The organism is Curvivirga sp., from assembly GCF_965219885.1.
In the GTDB taxonomy this organism is placed as follows: domain Bacteria; phylum Pseudomonadota; class Alphaproteobacteria; order UBA8366; family Aestuariispiraceae; genus Curvivirga.
The window spans coordinates 1,401,957-1,426,523 of record NZ_CBDCOT010000009.1 but is presented as its reverse complement, the minus strand read 5'-3'; the positions used below and the strand labels follow the sequence as shown (position 1 = coordinate 1,426,523).

23 protein-coding genes are annotated in these 24,567 nt (G+C 41.8%); 11 read left to right on the top strand and 12 right to left on the bottom strand.

The window, feature by feature from the left end; genetic code table 11:
• Positions 1–2 precede the first annotated feature (2 nt).
• Positions 3–1,364 (bottom strand): cation:proton antiporter, encoded by a 1,362-nt coding sequence (locus ACOQOA_RS12215; protein ID WP_420548902.1) that lies wholly within the window; start codon positions 1,362–1,364, stop codon positions 3–5.
• Between the two features lie 67 nt (positions 1,365–1,431).
• Here ACOQOA_RS12215 and ACOQOA_RS12210 point away from each other — a divergent pair, with 67 nt between their 5' ends.
• Complete coding sequence (locus tag ACOQOA_RS12210; protein ID WP_420548901.1) at positions 1,432–1,926, top strand: cupin domain-containing protein; 495 nt, start codon at positions 1,432–1,434, stop codon at positions 1,924–1,926.
• On the opposite strand, the gene ACOQOA_RS12205 is transcribed toward ACOQOA_RS12210, so the two are convergent.
• The 3 genes from ACOQOA_RS12205 to hpt form a co-directional block, all read right to left on the bottom strand.
• Positions 1,923–3,107, bottom strand: coding sequence for a benzoate/H(+) symporter BenE family transporter (locus ACOQOA_RS12205; protein ID WP_420548900.1), 1,185 nt, complete (start codon positions 3,105–3,107; stop codon positions 1,923–1,925). The genes ACOQOA_RS12210 and ACOQOA_RS12205 overlap by 4 nt on opposite strands.
• Positions 3,097–3,756 (bottom strand): GntR family transcriptional regulator, encoded by a 660-nt coding sequence (locus ACOQOA_RS12200; protein ID WP_420548899.1) that lies wholly within the window; start codon positions 3,754–3,756, stop codon positions 3,097–3,099. Before ACOQOA_RS12200 ends, ACOQOA_RS12205 begins: the two co-directional genes overlap by 11 nt.
• 184 nt (positions 3,757–3,940) lie before the next feature.
• Positions 3,941–4,462: a hypoxanthine phosphoribosyltransferase gene (hpt, locus tag ACOQOA_RS12195; protein WP_155153014.1), complete on the bottom strand. Its 522-nt coding sequence runs from the start codon at positions 4,460–4,462 to the stop codon at positions 3,941–3,943.
• A gap of 161 nt (positions 4,463–4,623) precedes the next feature.
• On the opposite strand from hpt, the gene ACOQOA_RS12190 reads away from it, so the two are divergent.
• Together ACOQOA_RS12190 and ACOQOA_RS12185 are read left to right on the top strand one after the other, a co-directional pair.
• On the top strand, positions 4,624–5,574 hold the full coding sequence (locus ACOQOA_RS12190; protein WP_420548898.1) for a lysophospholipase: 951 nt from the start codon (positions 4,624–4,626) through the stop codon (positions 5,572–5,574).
• Between the two features lie 124 nt (positions 5,575–5,698).
• Positions 5,699–6,493, top strand: coding sequence for a phytanoyl-CoA dioxygenase family protein (locus ACOQOA_RS12185; RefSeq protein WP_420548897.1), 795 nt, complete (start codon positions 5,699–5,701; stop codon positions 6,491–6,493).
• Between the two features lie 4 nt (positions 6,494–6,497).
• Here ACOQOA_RS12185 and ACOQOA_RS12180 read toward each other — a convergent pair whose 3' ends face one another.
• Positions 6,498–7,016 carry a DUF2726 domain-containing protein gene (locus ACOQOA_RS12180; RefSeq protein WP_420548896.1) on the bottom strand — a complete coding sequence of 173 codons (519 nt, stop codon included), beginning with the start codon at positions 7,014–7,016 and terminating at the stop codon, positions 6,498–6,500.
• A 256-nt stretch (positions 7,017–7,272) separates the two neighbouring features.
• On the opposite strand from ACOQOA_RS12180, the gene scpA reads away from it, so the two are divergent.
• From scpA to ACOQOA_RS12165, 3 genes are all read left to right on the top strand, one after another.
• On the top strand, positions 7,273–9,420 hold the full coding sequence (gene scpA / locus ACOQOA_RS12175; protein ID WP_420548895.1) for a methylmalonyl-CoA mutase: 2,148 nt from the start codon (positions 7,273–7,275) through the stop codon (positions 9,418–9,420).
• 179 nt (positions 9,421–9,599) lie between these two features.
• Positions 9,600–10,154 carry a cytochrome b gene (locus ACOQOA_RS12170; protein WP_420548894.1) on the top strand — a complete coding sequence of 185 codons (555 nt, stop codon included), beginning with the start codon at positions 9,600–9,602 and terminating at the stop codon, positions 10,152–10,154.
• Between the two features lie 51 nt (positions 10,155–10,205).
• Complete coding sequence (locus tag ACOQOA_RS12165) at positions 10,206–10,787, top strand: YceI family protein (protein ID WP_420548893.1); 582 nt, start codon at positions 10,206–10,208, stop codon at positions 10,785–10,787.
• Between the two features lie 40 nt (positions 10,788–10,827).
• Here the strand turns inward: ACOQOA_RS12165 and ACOQOA_RS12160 are convergent, their stop codons facing one another.
• A complete protein-coding gene (locus tag ACOQOA_RS12160; protein WP_420548892.1) occupies positions 10,828–12,150 on the bottom strand; it encodes an O-antigen ligase family protein in 1,323 nt (440 codons plus the stop codon).
• A gap of 39 nt (positions 12,151–12,189) precedes the next feature.
• Here ACOQOA_RS12160 and ACOQOA_RS12155 point away from each other — a divergent pair, with 39 nt between their 5' ends.
• Entirely contained in the window at positions 12,190–13,155 is a 966-nt protein-coding gene (locus tag ACOQOA_RS12155; protein ID WP_420548891.1) for a lysylphosphatidylglycerol synthase transmembrane domain-containing protein, read from the top strand.
• A gap of 59 nt (positions 13,156–13,214) precedes the next feature.
• Here the strand turns inward: ACOQOA_RS12155 and ACOQOA_RS12150 are convergent, their stop codons facing one another.
• A complete protein-coding gene (locus ACOQOA_RS12150) occupies positions 13,215–13,748 on the bottom strand; it encodes a peptidylprolyl isomerase (RefSeq protein WP_420550108.1) in 534 nt (177 codons plus the stop codon).
• Between the two features lie 150 nt (positions 13,749–13,898).
• Between ACOQOA_RS12150 and ACOQOA_RS12145 the strand changes: the two genes are divergently transcribed.
• On the top strand, positions 13,899–14,729 hold the full coding sequence (locus tag ACOQOA_RS12145; RefSeq protein WP_420548890.1) for a 3'-5' exonuclease: 831 nt from the start codon (positions 13,899–13,901) through the stop codon (positions 14,727–14,729).
• A 159-nt stretch (positions 14,730–14,888) separates the two neighbouring features.
• Complete coding sequence (locus tag ACOQOA_RS12140) at positions 14,889–15,392, top strand: response regulator (RefSeq protein WP_420548889.1); 504 nt, start codon at positions 14,889–14,891, stop codon at positions 15,390–15,392.
• A gap of 34 nt (positions 15,393–15,426) precedes the next feature.
• On the opposite strand, the gene ACOQOA_RS12135 is transcribed toward ACOQOA_RS12140, so the two are convergent.
• The 5 genes from ACOQOA_RS12135 to ACOQOA_RS12115 all read right to left on the bottom strand — a co-directional run bounded on the left by ACOQOA_RS12135 (position 15,427) and on the right by ACOQOA_RS12115 (position 20,815).
• Positions 15,427–15,816, bottom strand: a complete 390-nt coding sequence (locus tag ACOQOA_RS12135) for a VOC family protein (RefSeq protein ID WP_420548888.1) — start codon at positions 15,814–15,816, stop codon at positions 15,427–15,429.
• Between the two features lie 6 nt (positions 15,817–15,822).
• A complete protein-coding gene (locus tag ACOQOA_RS12130) occupies positions 15,823–16,290 on the bottom strand; it encodes a TerB family tellurite resistance protein (protein WP_420548887.1) in 468 nt (155 codons plus the stop codon).
• Between the two features lie 27 nt (positions 16,291–16,317).
• The gene (locus ACOQOA_RS12125) at positions 16,318–16,707 is read right to left on the bottom strand and encodes an RNA-binding S4 domain-containing protein (RefSeq protein ID WP_420548886.1); all 390 of its coding nucleotides are present in this window, start codon (positions 16,705–16,707) and stop codon (positions 16,318–16,320) included.
• Entirely contained in the window at positions 16,704–19,541 is a 2,838-nt protein-coding gene (locus ACOQOA_RS12120; protein ID WP_420548885.1) for a helicase-related protein, read from the bottom strand. The genes ACOQOA_RS12125 and ACOQOA_RS12120 overlap by 4 nt, the downstream gene beginning before the upstream one ends.
• Positions 19,542–19,627: 86 nt before the next feature.
• Positions 19,628–20,815 carry a glycosyltransferase gene (locus tag ACOQOA_RS12115; protein WP_420548884.1) on the bottom strand — a complete coding sequence of 396 codons (1,188 nt, stop codon included), beginning with the start codon at positions 20,813–20,815 and terminating at the stop codon, positions 19,628–19,630.
• 558 nt (positions 20,816–21,373) lie between these two features.
• Between ACOQOA_RS12115 and leuA the strand changes: the two genes are divergently transcribed.
• Both leuA and ACOQOA_RS12105 read left to right on the top strand, forming a co-directional pair.
• On the top strand, positions 21,374–23,068 hold the full coding sequence (gene leuA / locus ACOQOA_RS12110) for a 2-isopropylmalate synthase (protein WP_420548883.1): 1,695 nt from the start codon (positions 21,374–21,376) through the stop codon (positions 23,066–23,068).
• Positions 23,069–23,209: 141 nt separating this feature from the next.
• Positions 23,210–24,562 carry a methyl-accepting chemotaxis protein gene (locus ACOQOA_RS12105; protein WP_420548882.1) on the top strand — a complete coding sequence of 451 codons (1,353 nt, stop codon included), beginning with the start codon at positions 23,210–23,212 and terminating at the stop codon, positions 24,560–24,562.
• The last annotated feature ends 5 nt before the right edge of the window (positions 24,563–24,567 follow it).

Below are 24,567 nucleotides of genomic sequence, written 5' to 3'. Positions count from 1 at the left end.
GATTAAGTATCCTTTGTATCCGTATCAGGTTGAGACTGTCCGCCATTTGTAAATCGTTTGGCGTTACGTCCCTGATAAGCTGCTTTGTAGTTTTTCGCAAAGGATACAGAATTTTTTAAGACATGTATTAAAGCTTCCAGAAAGCGGCGTAGGAAATTCCATTCATTCATATAAATAAGTCTAACTGTCGCCCTGAAACCTGCGTCATCTTTTGATTTTTCATGCAAACGCCTTGCCGCGTCAATATAAATAGGGCTGCTTATCAAGGAAAGGACAGTCACTGCGACAATCAAACGATGAATATCAGAAGCAATTAGATTTGAATCTTTTGCCGCCGCACCTAACACAAAAGCAAATTCCCCTAGTTGCCCTAATACCAAAGACACCATAAAAGCCCGTTGCCATTCTTCGCCTAACAACCTTAATACTCCGACATTCATGGCTGTCTTAAACACTGTGACAAAGAGCCATAAGGCAAAAACAAGTCCCAAATTATCCCATAGGAAGCCCAAATCAATCAGTAAGCCAATCGAAAGGAAAAAGGCCATCAACAAGATCGCCTGAATAGGGCCTGCATTATGGTGTACCAATTCACGTTGTTGACTGTTGCCTGCAATTAATCCTGCTAAAAACGCCCCAAATGCCGGAGATAGCCCAAACAATCCAGCCACCGCAGCGATCAGGAAACACCATGCAATTGAAGCTAAAGGTGCAAGATCATCTTTCCCTTCCAGCAATTTATGAAAAGGCAAAGATATACGACGAACACGGGTTAAATAGATAATGATCGCAATCAATATTCCGACAGACAAAGCCACTTCTATCAAGACAAACCAGTTAAGTGATCCACCAGTTAGATTACCAACGATAACCAACATCGGGGCAACCGCCAAATCCTGTGCGATAAGCACGGCCACAGTGATACGCCCCACGCGTGTTCGGGCTTCGCCAATCGACTGCAATACCTTCACAGCCACCGCCGTACTGCTCAACGCCAGGCAGAAACCGAATAAAACAGCCCATTCTGTTGGCCAGTCAAACAAGCTGGTTAAACCCCAGACAGCCAATAGACTTGCACCAATCTGCGCAAGGGTTGCTGTCACGGCAACTTTCCAGACACTTTTGAAACTTTGAACGGATAATTCCATGCCAATAAAGAATAGAAGCAAGATCACACCAAGCTCCGCCATCAGCGCAATATTCTCACGCCCAGTGACAAAACCAAGGCCACTTGGTCCAAGAATGACGCCAGCGAAAATATATCCAATTATGGCAGGTTGTTTGATACGTACCATCGCCATTCCACAAAATGTGGCTGCAACGGCAACAAGGGCAAGTCCAGTGAGTTCTATTGATCCATGCATAAAAGTTACTATATCATATTAGCAATTAACATTTCATTAAAAAATCATTAAAGATCAGGAATTTATTATGTCAGAGGAAAATTCACCTCCCCTTAAACTTTCACAGGATGACTTGAATTATCATCAAGGCAGTGGCTATCCAGCGCCCTATGATGAAATCTGTAGAGATCGACAAAAAGCCAAAATTGGAGACATTTTTGGCTTAAACCAATTCGGCGTGAATCAAACAATCTTGCCACCGGGGCAAGCCTCCTCTCAACGACACTGGCATACAGATGAAGATGAGCTGATTTATATAATTGCCGGAACAGCGACCTTGATTACGGATCACGGAGAAACAACACTTACGGCGGGTGATTACGCAGGTTTTAAAGCAGGTAATCCGGATGGACATCAGCTCATCAACAAGTCAGATGACAACGTGATCGTTTTGGAAATTGGTGGACGATCTCAAGCGGATGAAGGGCATTACCCAGATATAGACTTGTTGATAGATGAGCCCAGATATGAAGGGAAACTTGCTCGCTTCAAACATAAAGATGGCAGTTACTACGAAGATTAAACCTCTTTCTTCTCTCTACGAGTGAAAAGATACACCAATCCGCCAGCTAGTAAGCCCCAAAAGGCGCCTGAAATCCCCCAGAAAGAGATTCCCGAAGCAGTGAACAAGAAAGTAACAGCTGCTGCTTCGCGATCCTCTGACTCTTTAAACGCTGCCATTGCCGACGCAGAGAACGCACCAATTAAAGCCAAACCTGCTACGGCATGGATTAAAATTGAGGGGGCAAGCCCCACCAAAGTCGTAACAACGCCCGCCAACAAACCGAAAACCACATAACCAATCCCAGACATTATGGCTGCCCAATAACGTTTAGTCGGATCTTTATTAGCATCCTGTCCCGCACAGAGCGCAGCCGTAATAGCAGCCAAATTAATTCCATGCCCACCAAAAGGAGCCGAAAGTAATGAAAGCCCGCCCGTCCATGCGAATAAAGGCCCTGGTTTAGGTTCAAATCCATTCACTTTTAATACCGCCACGCCGGGAATATTCTGTGATGCCATTGTCACAAGAAATAATGGTAACGCAATGCCTATAAATGCAGAGACACTAAATTCTGGCCAAACAAATTCCGTTGGAATTGCACTCGATGCAGCAAGCTGGCTCGTGGCATCCGCAGGGATATCCACGCCAAAAATCAATACAAGAATGAAAGCAAGAAACGCAGCAGGCACTGCAAATAATTTATTGAATCGCCCAACCACAATCCAAGCAATGAGAATAGGTAAGCCAAGCGCTGGATCAAAAGCGACGGCCTTCACTGGCGCTAAACAGAGGCTTACCAATACCCCCGCCAACATGGCATTCGCAATTGATGACGGAATTTTACTAACTGCCATGCCTAGAGGTTTCCATAATCCGGCAATTACAATCATTATGTTACAAATTAGAAAAGCCCCGACTGCTCCCGCAAATCCACCTTCAACGACACCTGATGTAGCAAGAAGCGCAGCTCCCGGGGTAGACCATGCAGCACTTATTGGCATGCGATAAATAACGCTTAACAAAATACCTGCAATACCCATCGCCATAGACAAGGCGAATAATCCAGAAGCCGCCTGAAGCTCCGTTGCGCCAACGGCCGTTAAACCTTGAAGTACAATTGCAAAAGAACTGGTGAAACCTACAAATGCGGCAAGCAATCCCATAAAGGAGGCTTGAAACGAAAAATCTTTAAGCATCATTATTCCCCATGTCTTTATTTAAATGCACCTCTAATGCTTGTCCTGCATCTTTAATATGCTTGGTTAATATTTTAAGGGCCCGATCTGCATCACGCTTAAAACATGCATCTATCAATTGATCATGTTCACTATTGGAATGTGCTGCATAATCCAGCTCACGTACCGTCAATCTCAGATAACGATCAGAAACATCTGCTAATTCAGAAATATGCGTTAAAAGGCGTGGCATATGACAAGGCGTATATAAAGCCTCATGGAATTTCTTGTTTAATCGTCCATATTCTTGTGGGTTGGCGCGCCCAATTTCATCGTTAATTTCTTTTGCCATTTCAATTTGGCGATTGTTCAATTCCGGCATAGCAAATCGCATCGCCAATGTTTCTGCCGCGATACGCATTTCATATATTTCTTTTATTTCAGCAACTTGAATAGGTGCAACGCGCGCGCCTCTATTGGGAATAATTTCAACTAAACCTTCTGCGGCCAGCACTCGCAAAGCTTCCCGGATTGGCATGCGACTAACTTGATATTCTTCAGCCAACTTATCCTGACGCAATGGTGTATTTGGCAAACGTGCACCAGCAATAATTTCTTCTCGTAACTTCTCAATCAATACTGCTGTTTGCTTGCCCGGCCTTTTCATAGTCATCGTATAAATCCAAGTTAACCCAGTTCAATATACCTTATGACTTACATATAATATTACTATATGTCAAATTGGATCCAATTTTAAAAATGTAGAAAGAGACGATTTCTACTAAGTATTTACTTCCAAAACAAAAGAGGTGCTTAAAGCACCTCTCTCATAAATCACAAATCATCTAACAATGAAATTAGTCAACCGTGCCGATATATGGAAGATGACGGTATTTCTCCGCATAGTCGATACCATAGCCAACAACAAATAAGTCTTCTACTTCAAAGCCTGTATACGTCGCTTTCACATCAACTTCGCGACGGGATGGTTTATCCAGCAAAATACATGACTTAACAGATTTTGCCCCATGTTCACGGAAGACACGTTTGGTAAAAGCCAATGTACGGCCAGAATCCAAAATATCATCAACGACTAAAACATGTTTACCGTGAATATCAGCAGGCACACCGCCAGACATGAGTACTTCGCCACTGCTTTCTTTTGAATTTCCATAAGAACTTAAACGCATAAATTCGACTTGTGGCTTCAACCCCCACTTATCCATAGCGCGTACCAAGTCAGCCGTGAAAGTAAATGCTCCCTTTAACAGGCCTACAACCATGATGTCTTCTGGCACTTCCAAAGCCATCAATTTTGCCATTTCATCAATACGTGTTGCAATTTCTTCCGCGCTATATAACTGCGTAATTTGGGTCATAAGGGGTTCCACCTTAGTTTAAATTTGATCCTGCGAATTTATCAGCTTACATCCAATGAGGCACTTTTTCGCCCTTCATTGTATTGCAATGCAGCAAAACTTGACCTTATATATCATACGATAAATGATTTGCCAGCGGACAATTCGGGAAGGTTTATGCCATGTGGGCTAGAATTCACAAGGTTTTTTTATTCATATTTGCTTTGAAAGTGATTTCAGCATGTAGCCCTACATTGCAGACCATCAGTGAAATCAATCAAAAACCCGAATTGCATGACGATAAAATCATAACCAAAGATGGTTTTGAGTTGCCATTGAAAGTATGGAAAACTGACGACTTAACACCCAAAGCTGTTATCCTAGCTCTACACGGATTTAACGATCACGCAAATGGTTGGGATCAAGCAGCCACGATCTGGGCAGAAAATGGCTTATGGACTTACGCCTATGATCAACGCGGTTTTGGTGCAACGGAACAACGTGGCCTTTGGGCAGGTGAAGAAACATATATTGATGATGTAAAAACCGCCATCACTCTATTAAAAGAAAAACACCCAGAAACACCAATCTATCTAGCAGGGCATAGTATGGGTGGCGCCATCACCTTATTGACAGCAACCTCAGAACACCCCCCAGAAGTGGATGGCTATGTCTTAGTAGCACCTGCTGTTTTATATCGTGAGGATGTCCCGTGGATTCAACGTGTTATTGTCGAAGCGACACTTGCAATTGCGCCAGGATGGACACCCACCATCCACACAGACAAGATCGCCAGTGACAATCGGGAAATGTTAATCAAAATGTTTGAAGATCCGCTCTTTATCAAAAGAAGTCGCGTGGATACGGGATACTTTTTGTTCGAACTTATGATGGCTGCCGGTGATAAGGCAAAAACACTGGATAAGAGAACTTTGATCTTATATGGCGACAAAGAAGAAATTGTTCCTCCATATGCAGTAGAACGTTTCCTAAAACAACTTCCACAAAATAGCGACAAGAGCTGGTCGCTAAAACGATATAAAGACGGATATCATATGCTGACCCGAGATTTAAATGGTGATAAAGTTAGCACGGATATCGCTAAATATATATTAGAAAACAGCGCCTTATGACCATATAGAAATTTAACTACAGGTCGTCGCAGACGCGACAGAAATAACATTATGTAGATTTGGATTTCCATGCCACAGTTTCTCTTAAGAGATAATGATCTTATATCTGGGGAGCATGTGGAAAATGGACTTATCTGAAATCAAAAGACGTTATGATCAGGATGGCTTTGTATCACCGATTTCAATTCTGGATGAACAAGAAGCGCAAAAACAACGAGATATCTTGGAAAGAACAGAAACAGATATCGGTAATCTACATTACAAATTCAAAATCCATACAGCTATGCCCTCGGCCTTTGAAGTTGCAACACATCCTAAACTACTAGATGCAATTGAAGCGATATTAGGTCCTAACATCCTGCTATACAGTGTCTCTTATATTATCAAAGAGCCTCATTCCGCTTCACATGTCAGTTGGCATCAAGACCTGACCTATTGGGGACTAAGTTCCGATGATCAGGTGAGTGCTTGGCTTGCCCTCTCCCCCGCAACAATGGAGAGTGGTTGCATGCGCATGATCCCTAAAAGCCACCTTGGCGGCAAAATAGAACATCAGCTCATTGAAGATGAAAATAATGTACTTCTAAACGGCCAAAATGTGGTTGGTGTCGATGAAGAAGCAGCCGTTTATTGCCCCTTAAACCCCGGCGAAGCCTCCTTACACCATGGATGGACCTTGCATGCATCCATGCCGAATACAAGCCCTGATCGTCGTATTGGGCTCAACATCCAATATCTTGCGCCACATGTACGCCAACTCAAAAACCCAGATGATGGTGCGATCCTTGTTCGTGGCGAAGATCATTACAACCATTTCCCAATCGATATGCCGGCCACAAAATCAAATGACCCTGCACAATGGGCATATCGTCAGAAACTATCCGATCGTATTCAAAACATCCAAAGCGCAACGGTTTAGGTATTTATAATTTATCCAAGGCTAGATTTAACTTGGCCTGTATTTCCTTCTGACGATCTTCGGGGAATATTTCGATCAAGATAATACCTGCTTTTTCTAATGCTAGGCGTTTGACCTTATCTCTCTTTTTAACTTGTTTCTTTTGGATATCATCCTCTCCAAAATGCCCCTGTCCTTGATATTCAATTGCAACACAAGGCATTGCATCCTGATCCACAAAAAGAAAATCCAGACGTTTCGCATTGAAACTGCGCCTTGTTTCTTCTTTGTCAGTTGAAAGAATTTCCCCCATGGAAACTTGTGAGAATAAATTCAGATTGGTTTTCCCTGAAACCCGTTGCCAGTTTCTCAGTTCTTTATACAAACGCATTTCGGACTTATTCATCAAAGGTTGCGAAAATATCTTTCCCTTTTTGACTAGTCTTAGATGCTCATCGACGTAATTCCCACCGCGTAGCAAACGGAAAAACCCAACAAGAACAATCAACCCAATAAATATATAAAAAAGAATTTCTGAGGTCATTTCGCCACTCTTTAAATCCGAACACCAAAATAATTTAGCTATTTCTTCTCAATAACTTAATATATTAATATCGTATTATTATCTATAAAAAACATACTTACCATACGCAACCGTATGGACATATGTTGCATTGCCGCATATACTCCGGAAAATTTTCAGTATATTCTGAGGTAAATCTGAAAAAGAAAAATACAAATTCTGGATGGATCGTAACATTTAGAACAAAGAATACCGGGATGAAGAAAAGGGTCATAATATGAGCGTATTTGACAAGAAAACAGTGGATGACTGGAATGCAATGGCTGAGAAAGAGCTCAAAGGCCGTAAAGCGGAAGAGCTCATCTGGACAACCCCTGAAGGTATTCCTGTCAAACCTCTCTATACTGCTGCTGATCTTGAAGGTTTAGAGCATATGGCTGATGGCGGTATGATGCCTGGTTCCGCTCCTTTTGTCCGTGGCCCTCGTGCAACAATGTATACAGGACGCCCATGGACGGTCCGCCAATATGCCGGATTTTCAACGGCAGAAGAATCCAACGCCTTTTATCGCCGCAATCTAGCTGCAGGCCAAATGGGCCTTTCTGTGGCTTTTGATCTGGCAACCCATCGTGGTTATGACAGTGACCATCCGCGCGTTATGGGGGACGTAGGTAAAGCCGGCGTTGCCATTGATTCCGTTGAAGATATGAAAATCCTGTTTGATCAAATTCCCTTAGACAAGATGTCCGTTTCGATGACTATGAATGGCGCTGTTCTTCCGATTATGGCGAACTATATTGTCGCCGCGGAAGAACAAGGTGTTTCACCAGACCAACTTTCAGGGACAATCCAAAATGACATCTTAAAAGAATTCATGGTACGAAATACTTATATTTATCCGCCAGAACCATCCATGCGCGCAATTGCAGATATTATCGGCTATACATCCGACTTTATGCCGCGTTTTAATAGTATTTCTATTTCTGGCTATCATATGCAAGAAGCAGGTTCCACATGTGTGCAGGAACTCGCTTTTACAATTGCCGATGGCCTTGAATATGTTCGCGCGGCCCTTTCCAAAGGGCAGGATGTAGATGCATTTGCACCGCGTTTAAGTTTCTTTTTCTGTATTGGCATGAATTTCTTTATGGAAGTTGCAAAGTTGCGTGCAGCACGTTTCTTATGGTCAAGCTTGATGCAAAAGCATTTCAAGCCAAAAGACCCACGTAGCCTGATGTTACGCACACATTGCCAAACATCTGGTGTTTCTTTGACAGAACAAGATCCTTATAACAACGTGATCCGCACAACTGTCGAAGCAATGGCAGCGGCTTTGGGTGGCACTCAGTCCTTGCATACGAACGCGTTGGATGAAGCTGTCGCCTTGCCAACAGATTTCTCTGCCCGAATTGCCCGCAACACCCAATTGGTTCTTCAAGAAGAAGCAGGCATTACTAAAACTGTCGATCCATTGGCAGGCTCATATTATGTGGAAAGCTTAACTGCGAGCTTGATTAAAGAAGCTGGCAAATTGATCGATGAAGTTGAAGAGCTTGGTGGTATGACAAAAGCTGTTGAAGCTGGTATGCCAAAACTAAAGATCGAAGAAGCAGCCGCCTTGAAACAAGCACGTATCGACCGTAAAGAAGAAGTGATTGTTGGTGTGAATAAATATCAATTGGCTCAAGAAGACGAAATGGATATTCTTGATATTGATAATACTGCTGTTCGCGAACAGCAAATTGCGCGTCTAGAACGCACAAAGGCGAATCGCGATGAAACCGCTTGCCATGCCGCACTTGATGCACTCACACAGGCAGCACAGGAAAACAGCGGCAATTTACTTGCATTATCTGTCGACGCTGCGCGTGCACGCGCTTCTGTTGGGGAGATTACATCAGCTATGGAAAAAGTTTTCACACGCCATAAGGCAGAAATTCGCTCCATCTCAGGTGTCTATGGCTCTGCTTATGAAGGGGATGAAGGTTTCCAAAAAATCCGTAATGATGTGGAAAGTTTTGCTGAGACCAATGGTCGCCGCCCTCGTATGCTGGTTGTGAAAATGGGACAAGATGGCCATGATCGCGGTGCTAAAGTTATCGCAACTGCTTTTGCAGATATTGGTTTTGATGTGGATATGGGCCCACTCTTCCAAACACCAGAAGAAGCAGCCCAACAAGCAATCGAAGCTGACGTGCATGTTATCGGGGTTTCCTCACAAGCCGCAGGTCATAAAACACTTGTACCTGCTATGATTGACGCTCTGAAATCAGAAGGTGCAGAGGATATTATCGTGGTCTGTGGCGGTGTTATTCCCGCACAGGATTATGACTTCCTGAAAAAAGCCGGCGTAGCCGCAATCTATGGTCCTGGTACAAATATTCCTGCCGCCGCAGCGGAGATTATGGAACTGGTTAGCAAATAACCAGACGCTTTTCTTATTGTTTAAACAATTGTTCAAGGCCCGTGAAAAATCACGGGCTTCTTTTTTATGTCGATTTTGGAAACAATAAGTTTATTTTGAACCTATTTAAATTTTCGAGTAAACTTCTTACATAGTCCTGAAAGATTAAAGTGAATAATAATCATTCTTAGGAGAGGCCCATGCATTGGCGCAATCAACACACCCATTGGGGGATGGTAGCTATTCTAATGCATTTTGGCGTTGCATTTACTGTCTTTGGTTTATTTGCCCTAGGCTGGTGGATGGTCGACCTCACATATTACGATTCCTGGTATAAACCCGCACCACATATCCACAAGAGTATCGGTATCCTTCTCTTCATCACCATGATTGCACGTTTGGCGTGGCGAATTTTTGATAAGCCACCTAAACATCTTGAGACCCATGCGAGATGGGAGCAAATATCTGCAAAGATTACACATATTTTACTTTATGCACTGATTTTTGGCATCATCATGAGTGGTTATCTTATTTCTACAGCTGACGGACGCCCCATAAAGGTATTCGACTGGTTTGAAGTACCTGCATTAATCACCTCCATTGAAAAGCAAGAAGATATTGCAGGTGTTATTCACTGGTATGCAGCATGCGTTCTTATAGGTTTAGCGGCATTACATATTATGGGCGCAATTAAACATCATGTGATTGATAAGGATACGACACTAATTCGCATGCTAGGTAAAAAGAAACGCTAAGAAAACTCCAACTTTAACTATTTAACATCTTATCAACGAAGGACCACGTTCATGAAAAAACTCTTTACAAAATCCGCCATCATCGCAGCGGCAATGTTTACTTCTGTTTCCGCATTTGCAGCTGACAGCTTCAAAATCGACACAGATGGTGCCCATGCCTATATCGATTTCAAAATTTCTCATTTAGGCTACAGCTGGATTTCTGGTCGCTTTAATACATTTGAAGGTGATTTCAGCTTTTCCCAAGACAATCCATCTGACGCGCAAGTTTCTGTAACAATCGACGCAACCAGTATCGATTCCAATCATGCTGAGCGTGACAAACATATCCGTTCCGCTGATTTCCTTGAAACAGACAAATTCCCTTCTGCTTCTTTCACAAGCACAGGCTTTAACTATACAGGTGATGGTAAAGGCGTGTTAACAGGTGATTTAACACTTAAGGGCGTTACAAAATCCATCGAAATCGAAGTAAGCCATATTGGCCAAGGTGATGACCCATGGGGTAACTACCGTTCCGGTTTTTTGGGCGAAACAGCTTTGACAATCGCAGATTTCGGCATCACACAACCTTACTTACCAGCTGATATGCAAGTCTTCTTAGAACTAGGCGTAGAAGGTATTCGTCAATAATTCTCTTAAGAAGACGAAGCTTTTAATGAAAGCCGAGCTGTTATATCAGTTCGGCTTTTTTATGTTTCTGATGATATACGGCAACGGCAAATCCGAACCCGAGGAAAATCCATAGATGACGTTGATACATGATTTCAGATGTTTGGCTCATCACAACGGCTGCAATTAAAATTAAGCCCATAGAAAAGCATATCCAATTATCTCGATTGATCCAGAATATCCGGAAAAGATAGACAAGAAGTAATAAAACAAGCCCAAATCCAACGATCCCGGTTTCTGCAAGCAACCATAACCCTGTATTGTGCAATAAACTTCCTTCACGCACCGCATATTCTAATGAATGATTTTTATAATACCCTAAACCAGCGCCAAATATAGGATGCTCTAACCACACCTGCAATGCGACTTTATACGATTTCAACCTTTCAATCGTACCTACATCAGCACCTTGTATTAGAACTTCTTGGGAAAGATATGTTGGGTTTAAATTATGAGCAGCCCTACCTATATTTGCTCCCGTGTTTCCCCCGCCAAATACTCCTAGGGAATTCATAATTTCAGTAAGCCAAATAAACCCGTTTCCAATTACAACCGGTACTAAAACAGCCATAAATGTCACGAATACTAACTTGCTGATGAGTTTAGGATGACAAACTAGCGTAACAATAGCCACAAATGCATAAGCAATCATTGCCCCCCTTGAGCCGGTAAGAAATAAGCATGTCAGTAAGACAAACATACTCAACCAGATCAATCTTTTCGATGCAGCTTGAAATTTACATAGAGCTGCTAACCCAAAAATTATCATACATGTCAGAAAGAAACCATATGCATTTGGATTTCTCAGTAGACCCGAAAGCCTCTGAGGATATGCAATATTCAATAAATTGTTTTGTGAGGCGTTAAGCCGATGATACAAATGAAAAACAAGACCAATAACGGCAACCAAAACTGAAATAATAAGTATCGTTCTTAACAAAGTATATTGAGATTTTTCCGACTCAATTCCAGTTAAACTTTTTCCCGCCAAATATGTAACAAAAAACATCCCTGAAAGAATCAATATACCGACCACCTTTACCAATGCCCATGAATACGATTCCCCTTTGAGAAACATGAAATTAAGTGCAAAAAACGTAAACAAAATCGATAGTATACCGATCATGAGACGTAACTCGAAAAAATCTCTCTTCTCTAGCGTAAAAATCACTGGAATACATAGGATCACTAACAAAAAATCCGCAACAGAAAGTCGCAAAGTATTCTCTAGAAAGATGAACTCAATCGATAGCTGTGCACCCAGTAGAAACAGAACTAAGAATATACATAATGCTTTATTGCTAAGAATATTTTGTAATTTCATAAATGTTTTTTTTACAATGCTTGTTGAAAATAAAAGGATATGCCATATATCAAGGAATTAGTTTTCACAGTAATAAAGATTATGCGCAAAATCTTCAATATCTTGATTAGCATAGGGCTACTATTTCTTGCTGTTTATTATTTCGGCATTGATCGAATAATAGACCAAGCGAAGAATATCAAATTGGAGTTCTTCCTTTTTGCGATCATCATCAATTTGTTATTAATCCCAATAGTGACTAAGCGATGGCAACTTATTCTTCGCTTACTGACGCCACTACCCACTTTTGTTCAATGCATAAGAGCTCAGCTAATTGCAATGTATGCGGGATTATTTTTCCCAGGCCTTATCTCAGGCACGGCCGTAAAACTTGTATTGATGCGCCAGATCGGCATTAGAAGTAAATATACTTTATTGAGCATATTGTTCGATAAAATTGCGATTGTTTTACCACTGGTCACATGTATAGCAATTAGTGTCCCCTTTATTGCCGATACACATGTATTTCAAGAAGAGCTTGATAATTTCCCTAAAGTGGTAGCTGCTGTTTTCTTAGTCTTTATATCTGTTATCGCAGGCGCTTTATTAATTCCACGCTTCGTAGATAATGATTCAATGATGCTCAAGGATTTATTTCATCTTCATAAAGGTAAAATAGCAGCCATTTTTCTATGGGGTATAGTCGTTGTTTGTATGGGCGTCCTTCAGTATTGGACCTTGTTTGAATTTAAAGCCAGTCTTGCAGATCTTTTCCTAGTGACACCTGCTGTTATCTTTATTTCATCTCTGCCTTTATCTATCGGTGGCTGGGGCCTTCGCGAAGGTAGCGGCATCCTATTCTTTGCTCTTATTGATATTCCTGGTGAAGTGGCTCTTCTTGCGTCAGTTCAAGTCGGTTTTGCGGGCATTATTGTCAGTATGATCGGCGCTTTCTTTTGGTCAAAGGATTTGATTCCAGAAGGAAAGAAGGCAATGTCAGCAGCCATTGCTAAAACCAAAAACTAAAAAAGCTCGGTTAAAAAACCGAGCTTTTATATTATAGCGTTACCTATGGTTAATCAGGATTACTCTACATCCGCGGCAACACGCATAGTAACGATCTTATCGCGTTCACCAAGTACGGCCCCGTTAGGGCCCTCACCCATTTTAATGTTGTCAACAAATTCCATGCCTTCAACCACTTTTCCCCAAACAGTATATTGCTGGTCCAGCCAAGGTGCATCTTGGAAAACAATAAAGAACTGGCTATCGGCGCTATTTGGATCCTGTGCACGCGCCATAGATAATGTACCACGCACATGTTTTTCGGCAGAAAATTCACCGTCGAGATTCTGACCGGACCCACCCGTTCCATTACCATCGGGATCACCAGTTTGCGCCATAAACCCTTCAATCACACGATGAAAAACAATACCATCATAAAATTTCTCACGTGTTAATTCTTTAATACGTGCCACATGATTTGGTGCCAAATCGGGTCGTAACTCAATAACTACACGACCATCTTTTAATTCAAGATAAATTGTGTTTTCAGGATCCAGTGCAGATGCTGCACCTGCTGAGAGAGAAAGCCCAAGTGCAAAACATGCAGATTTCATAAAACGGGAAGCAAACACAAACCCACTCCTTAGTTAGTTAGATTCTTCTATAACGAAGAATATCTGACTCATTCTTTCATTGCACGTATATTCTTTAACTTCTATCTTATGTTTTATAAAAATATACTTCCCAAAATTTTGAGTTTTCCCATGCTAGATCAAATCTTTGTCTTCGATATTGAGACTATTCCGGATACGGATGCCGTTCCCAACCTAACAGGATTAGACAATGATAACATCGACGAACGTCGAAAGTCGCTGGAAGAATATCATTTAAACGTTACCGACGGTCGAAACGCTTTCCCTAGACAGTGCTTCCATAAAGTCGTTGCGATCAGTTTTCTGCGTGCTCGCATCTTGCGCGATGGAGATTACGAAACATATCAAATTGAAGAAATTCGCTCAGGGGGGAACGAACACTCTGACGAGGAAGAACTTATAAAAGGGTTCTTTCAGTATTGTGGCAAACATGTACCACGACTTGTTAGCTTCAACGGGCGTGGATTTGATCTTCCTGTGTTGAAATATAGGGCAATGAAATACGGCATTTCTGCTGAATGGCTACACAAAGCTGGGGATAAATGGAATAACTACAATCAACGTTACTCAAAAGCATGGCATTGTGATTTACTTGAACAGCTTTCTGATTATGGTGCATCTGCACGCTTAAGATTAAATGAAGTTTGCGCGGCATTTAATCTACCCGGTAAAACCGGTGTAGATGGTGGTGATGTGATGGAAATGTATGATCAAGGAAAGATTCAAGAAATTAGAGATTATTGTGAAACCGATGTGATTAATACCTTTCTTGTCTACCTAAGATATGCATTACACACTGGGATCACAGATATAGATGGATACAATCATGCGCGTATCCTTTTACAAAGCGAATTAGAAGAAAGATCTGATAATAACGTTGCTTACAAAGAATTCCTTGAAGCTTGGCGTCAAAGTAGTCGCGGAGATTTTTCTGCTCTTTGAAATTTAAGACAAAAAAATCAATTTATGCTATTATACTTAAGAAGAATTAATTCAACCCATCTTGAATAAATCTTCCTGAATTATGCTTGATTTCTAAAGAAAATGAGCATAATTCTAATTTATTGGCAATTTAAGATTATTTTTCTGGGGATTTTATCAATGGTTCAAATGGCGGTTCCAAATCAAAAGATTATCAAAGCAACCTCGATGTTTTTTGACCCTAACCGTGATTCAGGCCCTATTGGTCGCGCAGCCCTTCAAAGCGCAGGCCTAACCAATACCCAGTTTCATTTAGATATAGACATGGCAATGAGTTATCTCTCCATGCATACGCCTGAACTTTTAGTTGTAGATCTAGCCCCAGATACCAAAGAAGACGGATTAATGTTAATCGCTGCGGCACGCAGTAAAAAAGACGATAACCCACCTCGTGTTCTTGGTCTCCTTGCAGGTGGTACACGTGAAGCTTTAATTGAAGCTATCAAAGGAGGGGTTGATACGGTTATCGTCAAACCTTTAGCACCCGATAGTCTTCACAAAAAAATCAAAAGCCTAATGGCAAGCCCACAAAATTATATTTCCGCAAAAGGTTATTACGGACCTGATCGTCGTCGCGTTCCAGATGCAGAGGAATTTACAGGCGAAGAGCGTCGCAGTAAATAATCTCAAATAATCTCCTTCACAGGAAACAGCCAGCTTATGCTGGCTGAATTAAATCCCATTTATGTCCAAAAGGATCCGAAAAAATAACAACCTTTCCATAAGGTTCGTTACGCGGCGCCTCCATAAATACGACCCCAGCATTCTTCATTTGCAAATAATCGGCTTCGAACTGATTGGTTCGAAGGATAAGTAAAACACCACCTGCTGCTTGATTACCAATGGCATTTAATTCTTCAGCTTTTTCTGCCTTCTTAAATACAAGGCAGGTTTCAATAGCCCCTTTTGGTCGAACAGCAATCCAGCGTTTATCGGGCGCTAATTCAACATCTTGAACGACTTCAAACCCCAGAATATTGACATAAAACTCTTTGGCTTGATCATAATCTGGTACAATCAAGCTAATCGACGAAATAAATTGAGACATCTTTAGTTACGCTGCAGCGATATCCATACGCGCAAGCACTTGCTTACGAAGATCACCACTATCTTTATCTTTAACACCCAACAATCCGCATACCCGGCGCATTAAATTTGCTTCATAATCATGAAGAACACCGTCCGCATAAACAACACCCCAAAGCATTTCCAATAGTTGTAAACGTTCTTGATAATCAAAATTCGGTGCAAACTTGCTAATAAAACTATGAATGTCGACCGCATCTTTTTGTAAGGCGACTGCTTCATCTAAAAGTGAATGGGCCGTTTCTGCATCCATATCAAATGACTTCATACAGTCCGATACAATAATCGCACGTTCGTCATCATCAAATTCGCCATCCAATAAAGCGGCTTCCACAAGTAAAGCCGCAGCTGCGATCTGCAATTCGCGTTCAGTATGTGCTTTCTCTTTGGTCTCACCAAAAGATTCAAAGATAAATTTTTTCACATTTGCCCACATGGGACTTTTTCCTTTCGTCGATGGTCCTCAGAACACACTTTTCAAACGGTCGGTCTCTCGCCGTTCCTTTTTAGTAGGACGCCCTGCACCTTGTTCTCGCAATCCGTCTACTGTTGCCTGTTCTGATTTCTTTCTTTTCACTGGTGGATCCAGGTCATTGTATAGAAGAGCTGCTTCAGGAGCACCTCGTCTTTTGTCACCCAAAGCCAAAATTTCGATAACCCGAATGTCTTGCTCTTTGGGAAAAGTTAAAATATCGCCAACCTTGACCTGATAGCCCGCTTTGCGGACTGGTTGGCTATTTACACGCAAATGGCCTGACGTTACCTGTTGTGCCGCCAAAGTACGCGTTTTAAAAAAACGCGCATACCACAACCATTTATCCACACGTAGTTTTTCTGGTGCATCTCCAATCATTTTCCTTTCGCCTCCAATAAATCTTTCAACCCCGCAAACGGAGAATTAGGATTTACTTTCGACTTGGATTTTTGTGCTGATTGTCGTCGCCCTTTAGGAGTACTCCCTCTCATTGTCGCATTTTGGGTCTGCGAATGATTTGATCCATGTTTCTTAAATTTTGGAGTAGATTTTGTATCTTCCGAAACCATCTTTGTTGATGGTGGAATATCTATATCTTTTGCCAAATCTGTCACTTGTTGCGAAGCGACCATATCACGACCCATTTTCTTATCAGAATAAGGTTTCTGACCTTTTTTCTGTTGGCTTAAAGCCTGTTGGACATTTTGTTTTTTGCGGTTCGGTTTTTTCGATTTATTTGGTTGTTTCGGCTTTTTATCCTTAGATGCTTTCACATTATTTGCAATTAAGCGGAATGCTTTACCATCTTCGGCTTCAACCTCTTTACAACCTAAAGCGCGTAAAACCATTGGCAACTCTTGAAGTGTACAGCTGATTCTATCAGCAAGTCTCTCATTTTTTTCAAGAACACCATTTTTACTTTCACGTCTTATATGCGCCATCACAGCTTCATAATGATCCAGACGTAATACCACCGGCCCTGCAGGTATATATCCTATAAACGACCACGCCTGTTGTGAAAGATAATCATATGGCAGACATATCTGTGCTTTTCGAGGTAAAGTGGGTATAGTTATCTTATGATAAACGGCATATAATAATGCACGAAGACGCAACATATCCCCATTTAATAATCGCTTCCAAAACACCCAGTATACTCCAAAACGTAACTGGCTTTTCCCGAATATTTTACGTTCGCTTTCCGTTAAACCTTCTAATTGTTCCTTTGCCGCTTTCACATTTACACTTCCCAACCCCTCTTTGAGCTGGAAAACTAGCCCGCGCGCATATGCAGATAACTTAGCATCACCGTCAGATAATTTGGGCCCCTCCAAAGTAATCAACTTTTTTGAAAGATAAGCTTTTAGCCATTCTTCCATCCGCGACAAAATCGCACGCTGTATACCATTATCTGTGATATCATTACTGAGCAACAGGAGTTTGGGAGACAGGATATTCTCACCTTTGATCAATCTTGCTATGTCATTAAACTCCCCACCTTCTTCATTGGGGTCAGACCAAGCTATATGACCGAATGGCGTCAAACGAAAAGCCGTATCTGCTGAATTAATCAAACAATCAGATTTTTCCTGAACATATTTTCCAATACTGTTCGAAGCAGCAGCAGCCAATTGTTTTGCTTCTCGGCGGTCTTTTGCACGGTCAGCCTGAAAATGAAAGCCAACCATACGCCCAACAATATGCCCCTCGATTGATATCACACCAGCTTTATCAACAGCGGAAAAGTGCTTACGTCCCTCTCCTTTGTCTTTCTTGCCGATCAACGCTGCACGCTTATCTACAAATCGCAACATCAAAGATTGGTGCAATGCGTCAGATATTTTATCCTCAATGGATCGTGCGCGTTCCTGCCATTCATAACTATGCTTTAACCAGCTTGAACGATGCGTCACATAGGCCCAACTACGAATATGAGCCAAGCGTTGAGTAAGCTGATCAATATCTCCTTGGGTATTATCTAATCTGCTCAAACGCTCTTCCATCAAGTCTTCAGGAACCGCACCATGATCCACTAGATTTAGATATAAACGGGTTAAAAATTCCGTATGATGATCTGGCGTAATCTTTCGAAAGTCCGGCACCTGACAAACATCCCAAAGAAGCTGAACTCGATCCGGTGTTGTCGCACGTAACATTACTTCGTCATCTTTCATCATCATTTGCAAAGCCACATGATCAGTTGCATCACGCGTTCGAAGAAGTTCAGAAGAATTTGGATTTTTTTGTAAACTGCGTAATAGGTTTTGAGTATTTCTAAAATCAAGATTACGATTTCGCCACTGAATATGCGTTATGGGGGTAAATTCATGTCCCTCAACCAACTCCACGACATCATCGTCAATCTCTGGCAGGTTATTTGTCACCCCAAAGGTACCATCATTCATATGACGCCCTGCACGGCCAGCAATCTGTCCTATTTCCCATGGGCGCAATGGGCGTAACTTATGACCATCATATTTCCGCATAGATGCAAATGCCACATGATCCACGTCCATATTTAAGCCCATACCTATAGCATCGGTCGCCACTAGGTAATCCACTTCACCAGCTTGATACATTGCCACTTGTGCGTTACGCGTGCGTGGACTTAACGCACCAAGTACAACAGCCGTCCCTCCCCGATGCTGCCTGATCGTTTCAGCAATCGCATATACTTCATTCACGGAAAATGCGACAATTGCCGTTCTTCTGGGCAAGCGTGTTAGTTTCTGTCTCCCTGCATAAGATAAGGTCGATAATCTGGGACGGCCTTCAATCTCCACATCCTCGACTAACTGTTTGATGAGGTCAGCCATACTGTCTGACCCAAGGAACATGGTTTCATAGCGACCGCGCGCATGCAGAAGACGATCCGTAAATATATGACCTCGATCTCTATCCTCACAAAGTTGAATTTCATCAATGGCCACAAAATCAACTGGTTCAGACACAGGCATAGATTCAACAGTGCATATAAACCACTTAGGCCGATGAGGAATGATCTTCTCTTCCCCAGTAATCAAAGCAACCGATGACGCCCCTTTCGCAGCAACAAGGCGATCATAATTCTCACGAGCAAGAAGACGAAGCGGAAATCCAATCATACCACTTTCATAGGCCTGCATTCGTTCCATAGCCAAATGGGTCTTACCAGTATTTGTAGGCCCCAATATAGCGCGTATACGACTTCGTGATGAATCAAGAATAGACATTGTCCCTCTCTATGGGATTAAGTCTGATAAATAGGAGGTTGTATTTATAAAGATATAGATGCGCCTTCTATAGGCAATTTGCAAGCTTAACTCTTAATCAATTCTTGATATAATCGATCATATGTATCCACACATACCTGATGAGAGAATTTTTCTTCTAGACGCGTCAACCCTGCGCTTCCATATCTTTCACGCAGGTCTGTTTTCTCTAACATCGCTGTTAAAGCTTGCCCTAATTCCTTTGGTGCATGCGGCGGCACAACCAACCCAGTCTGTTTATCTAAAACGGCTTCCGCATTACCACCAACATTCGTCACGACCATTGGTAATTTTGCAGCCATACCTTCCAAGATAGCATTTGAAAATCCTTCTTCATGAGAGGCTAATACACCTACATCAGAGGCAGCATAAATATCTGCGACCGCCTCACTAGGCCCCGTGAAAATCACACGATCGTTAATATCCATATCCAAAACAAGCGTTTCTAGAACTTCGCGATACCAATCTCTATCCGCACCTACAATCAAAAGCTTCCATTTCTTATCTTTTGGCAATGTCGCACAAGCGCGTATCAAATCTTCATAGCCTTTATAAGGAATTAAATTTGCAACTTGCGTAAACACAACATCATCTAAATCAATATTAAATTGAGCACGTATATTATCACCGCGTAACTTTGGTTTTCTCATACCATTATAAATCAATCTGACTTTGGTCGGATCACAACCTTCGTCAGAAATCAGCTGACTTACCACTTCTTGAGAGTTCCCAAGGATCAACTTCATCTTCTTATGCAAGATAAGTTCTAATTTACGGACAACTGCGGGATACTTGCTTTGATAGACGTTCAGACTTCGACGACTCATAACTCTATTTGGCAACATGGCGAAAATAGATGCAATCCCGCCAATTAAATATCCCTCAGGCAGAAAGAAATGAATTACATCTGGACGCCTTATCATTAAGCAAAGGCATAGTTGCAGCATTCGAACTAGGTACCATAACCGACTGCCAAAGCGAGACATAATCGGCAACTTAATGCTTGGGCCCCAAATATGATCACCAACATTCGGTTTTGGATATTTCAACAAAGGCCCAAATACGCGGATACCCTTGCCTTCAAATTTCTCTGCTAACTCACCTTTTTCACGGATGGTAATAATAGAGATATCATAACCTTTATCCTTTAGATCTGGCAGCACACGCCACAAATGCGTTTCCGCCCCGCCTCGATTAAGGCTGGTGATCACATAGAATATTGAAGGTTTCCCCATATCTTCCCGATCTTTCTCTCACTATTCTTGTACTAAGAATAGCTTCAGGTATTAGCTTCTGCGTTTCCTTATAACTTTGGTTCTAATTTTAATTGCCTACAAAAACAAATAAAATTTACCAAATTTTCACCATATGGAAAATAACTGCTTGACCCGCCCTTAAATTGACCATAGCGTTTAACCCATGATTAAGACTATGATACATAAACTGCTACTAGGGCTCCTTCTACTCAGCGCATAATTGTTCTGAGCTTACTATCCTTTTCCCTAATACCAGTTTTCTTAATCGGCCCAAAATGAAAATTTCAATTCAAATTTATACAATCTCTTCTCCTTTTGCAGGCACAATTCATATGCCTGAAGCTCATGCACGCGGATGGCGTGCGCTGCGACTATGATGCGGCCATCGGAAAAATCAAAAAAACAGCATCCGATGGCTGTATTTCTGCTGTGAGATCATGTAAACAAAATTCAAATTTATTGGCAGGCGCGTTACAATCGTAGCCAAGCCACACAGTAAGGGGTTCAGTAAGTACCAACCCCGCAGGAGATTGCAAAATGACACAAGCGTCTAAATCAATAATGCCGGTTCATAAATATAAACCATTTGAACCCGTAAAATTGGACGATCGCACATGGCCAGGTAAAACTTTAGACAAAACCCCAACATGGTGCAGTGTGGATTTACGCGATGGCAACCAGGCCCTGATTGAACCAATGGGGTCTGATCGCAAACATCGTATGTATGATTTATTGATCAAGATGGGATATAAGGAAATTGAAATCGGCTTTCCATCTGCATCCCAAACAGATTTTGATTTCTGTCGTGAATTGATAGATCAAGGAAAAATTCCTGACGATGTTACTGTACAAGTTTTGGTTCAATGTCGTGAACATTTGATCCGTCGCACTTTTGAAGCTTTGGAAGGTGCCAAAAATGTTATTGTTCATTTTTACAATTCTACCTCTACTATCCAACGGAATGTAGTTTTCAAACAAGATCGCGATGGTATTAAAAATATTGCTGTCGAAGGCGCCAAACTGGTTAAGACTTTGGGCGACGAAGCCCGTGCTAAGGGCATGAATGTTCGTTATGAATATTCGCCTGAAAGCTTCACGCAAACGGAATTAGATTATTCTGTAGAAATTTGTGAAGCCGTCATGGAAGTTATGGAACCAACCGCGGAAGATCCAATCATCCTAAACTTGCCTGCAACAGTCGAGGTTTCCACGCCAAATGTTTATGCGGATCAAATCGAATTCTTCCACCGGACCATCAAAAACCGTGAAGCTGTAATCTTGTCCATTCATCCACATAATGATCGTGGTACAGGTGTCGCTGCAGCTGAATTTGCTTTATTAGCTGGTGGAGATCGCATTGAAGGCACCTTATTTGGCAATGGTGAACGCACAGGCAATGTGGACTTAATCACGTTAGGTATGAATTTGGTATCACAAGGTGTGGATGCAGGTATTGATTTCCATAATTTGCCGGAAATCGTAAAAGCCGTGGAATATTGCAATCAATTACCCGTTCATCCACGTCATCCATATGCGGGTGACTTAGTCTTTACAGCCTTTTCCGGCAGTCATCAGGATGCCATCAAAAAAGGTTTACATGCTATCGAACAAGCAAATAGCGATATGTGGGATGTTCCTTATTTGCCCATCGATCCTGAAGATGTCGGGGCAAGTTACGAAGCTGTTATCCGTGTTAATTCTCAATCTGGTAAAGGCGGCGTGGCTTACATTATGGAGACCGATCATGGGATCCGAATGCCACGCAAATTACAGATCGAATTTTCTGGTGTTGTACAAAAAGTTACGGATTCTTCCGGTAAAGAAGTTACTTCCCAAGATATTTTTGACACCTTCAATTCTGAATATCTAAATAATACGACACCTTATGGTTTTGTTAGTCATCGTACAGTGCCTGATACACATGCAAGTGAAGTTCGTGAAATTACTGCGACGGTCACCAAGAATGGCGAAGAAGTCGAACTGTTAGGTAAAGGTAACGGCCCTGTTGATGCTTACATGAATGTGATGAAAGCAGAAACTGGCATTGAGGCTAAATTGTTAGATTACTCAGAACATGCTACAGGCAGCGGTGCCGATGCTACAGCTGTTGCCTATATTGAAATGCGTACACCTGATGGGAAAACATTGCATGGCGTAGGCCGTGACCCAAATATCGTGTCAGCTTCCTTAAAGGCAATTACATGTGCCTTTAACAGAATTATCGCAGATTAATTACTACTCAAAGTAATTGAATATTTTCGAGACGGCGGGATAATTTTCCCGCCGTTTCTTTTCTGGTTGTCAGGCCTTTTTTCCCTAACTACACTCCGCTTATAAGAAAAATCAAATCTATAAACAGGTAGTGCCATTCACATGGGAATTGACGCAAAAACAGACTTGCACAGTCGTATGCAAGCACAAGGAATTACACCTCAAACAATTGAGGCAGCGAAGAAATTTCATCCACATCTAAAGAAACATATGCCAGAAATCGTAGATCGATTAGCCAAACATATGATGACTGTAGACGGGTTGAAAGATGTCATGGCAACGCCTGTCAAAAACGGCGACTTCCAGAAAACTATCTCCGCTCATTGGTTATCTTTGTTTTCCGGAAAAATTGATGAAGATTACTATAACAATGCGGTTAGTGTTGGTCGCAACCAATCGAAGCAAGGATTTCGCCCGCGCTGGTTAATGGGGAATTACTCTTATCTCGCCAGCGATATTTGTGCAGTTGCAGTAAAAGTTTATGGTCTTCGAAAAAAAGCATTAACCGAAGCCCTGAACGCCATCAATAGCCTGATCTATCTGGATCTTAATATTCGCTTGGCTGTTTATTTTTCTTTGGCAGAAGAAGCTGCTGTTGAAAAACGTAACGAAGCAGTTCTTGAATTAGAGCAAGTTTTTGAAGCTTCTGTGCAGGGGCAAGTAGAAATCATCACAAATGAAGCCGCTGCGATTAATCCAGAAGCCAAGGCGATGGCCAGTATTGCTGATCAGGTTTCTTCACAAAGCGATCATGCAGCCAGCGCAACTCACGAAATATCAAATAATATTTCTCAGGTTTCAACATCAATTAACGAACTTGCAAGCTCCATTGGCGAGATTGGAAATGCAGTCCATCAATCTGCCTCTATCGCACGAAATGCTGTTGAGACAGCCCAACAAACTGACAGTGATGTCGCTGAATTACATGAAGCAACCGTCAAGATTGGAGAGATTGTAAAGTTAATCACTGAAATTGCCGATCAAACCAATTTGTTAGCACTGAACGCAACAATTGAATCCGCCAGAGCTGGTGAAGCGGGTAAAGGATTTGCTGTTGTGGCTGGTGAAGTAAAAAATCTCGCTGGTCAAACAGCCAAGGCAACACAAGATATTTCAGATCAAGTGAATGCAATTCGCACGGCTGCAGAAAAGTCGGTAAATGCTATTACTGAGATCAGCCAAACCGTTGAGGAAATAAATGATCAGTCAGCTGCTATTGCAGTAGCTGTAGAAGAACAAACAATGGCGACAGACACAATTATGCAAACAATCAATACGGCTGTAAGTCATGCGGATTCAGTTATGAATGACATTACGGCAATGCAGAATGTAGCTTCTAAAACACAGGAAACATCAGATCAACTCTATGGACGCGCTCGTAATCTTAGTGATGCAGCAGGTAACTTAGACAAATCTGCAAAAGCATTTATGAAAGAACTAACAAAATCGGACTAACCAGA

Bases quoted from the DNA above. Each gene is read 5' to 3' on its own strand.
- ACOQOA_RS12215 (WP_420548902.1), bottom strand. From the start codon at position 1,364: ATGCATGGATCAATAGAACTCACTGGACTTGCCCTTGTTGCCGTTGCA.
- ACOQOA_RS12210 (WP_420548901.1), top strand. From the start codon at position 1,432: ATGTCAGAGGAAAATTCACCTCCCCTTAAACTTTCACAGGATGACTTG.
- ACOQOA_RS12205 (WP_420548900.1), bottom strand. From the start codon at position 3,107: ATGATGCTTAAAGATTTTTCGTTTCAAGCCTCCTTTATGGGATTGCTT.
- ACOQOA_RS12200 (WP_420548899.1), bottom strand. From the start codon at position 3,756: ATGACTATGAAAAGGCCGGGCAAGCAAACAGCAGTATTGATTGAGAAG.
- hpt (WP_155153014.1), bottom strand. From the start codon at position 4,462: ATGACCCAAATTACGCAGTTATATAGCGCGGAAGAAATTGCAACACGT.
- ACOQOA_RS12190 (WP_420548898.1), top strand. From the start codon at position 4,624: ATGTGGGCTAGAATTCACAAGGTTTTTTTATTCATATTTGCTTTGAAA.
- ACOQOA_RS12185 (WP_420548897.1), top strand. From the start codon at position 5,699: ATGGACTTATCTGAAATCAAAAGACGTTATGATCAGGATGGCTTTGTA.
- ACOQOA_RS12180 (WP_420548896.1), bottom strand. From the start codon at position 7,016: ATGACCTCAGAAATTCTTTTTTATATATTTATTGGGTTGATTGTTCTT.
- scpA (WP_420548895.1), top strand. From the start codon at position 7,273: ATGAGCGTATTTGACAAGAAAACAGTGGATGACTGGAATGCAATGGCT.
- ACOQOA_RS12170 (WP_420548894.1), top strand. From the start codon at position 9,600: ATGCATTGGCGCAATCAACACACCCATTGGGGGATGGTAGCTATTCTA.
- ACOQOA_RS12165 (WP_420548893.1), top strand. From the start codon at position 10,206: ATGAAAAAACTCTTTACAAAATCCGCCATCATCGCAGCGGCAATGTTT.
- ACOQOA_RS12160 (WP_420548892.1), bottom strand. From the start codon at position 12,150: ATGAAATTACAAAATATTCTTAGCAATAAAGCATTATGTATATTCTTA.
- ACOQOA_RS12155 (WP_420548891.1), top strand. From the start codon at position 12,190: ATGCCATATATCAAGGAATTAGTTTTCACAGTAATAAAGATTATGCGC.
- ACOQOA_RS12150 (WP_420550108.1), bottom strand. From the start codon at position 13,748: ATGAAATCTGCATGTTTTGCACTTGGGCTTTCTCTCTCAGCAGGTGCA.
- ACOQOA_RS12145 (WP_420548890.1), top strand. From the start codon at position 13,899: ATGCTAGATCAAATCTTTGTCTTCGATATTGAGACTATTCCGGATACG.
- ACOQOA_RS12140 (WP_420548889.1), top strand. From the start codon at position 14,889: ATGGTTCAAATGGCGGTTCCAAATCAAAAGATTATCAAAGCAACCTCG.
- ACOQOA_RS12135 (WP_420548888.1), bottom strand. From the start codon at position 15,816: ATGTCTCAATTTATTTCGTCGATTAGCTTGATTGTACCAGATTATGAT.
- ACOQOA_RS12130 (WP_420548887.1), bottom strand. From the start codon at position 16,290: ATGTGGGCAAATGTGAAAAAATTTATCTTTGAATCTTTTGGTGAGACC.
- ACOQOA_RS12125 (WP_420548886.1), bottom strand. From the start codon at position 16,707: ATGATTGGAGATGCACCAGAAAAACTACGTGTGGATAAATGGTTGTGG.
- ACOQOA_RS12120 (WP_420548885.1), bottom strand. From the start codon at position 19,541: ATGTCTATTCTTGATTCATCACGAAGTCGTATACGCGCTATATTGGGG.
- ACOQOA_RS12115 (WP_420548884.1), bottom strand. From the start codon at position 20,815: ATGGGGAAACCTTCAATATTCTATGTGATCACCAGCCTTAATCGAGGC.
- leuA (WP_420548883.1), top strand. From the start codon at position 21,374: ATGACACAAGCGTCTAAATCAATAATGCCGGTTCATAAATATAAACCA.
- ACOQOA_RS12105 (WP_420548882.1), top strand. From the start codon at position 23,210: ATGGGAATTGACGCAAAAACAGACTTGCACAGTCGTATGCAAGCACAA.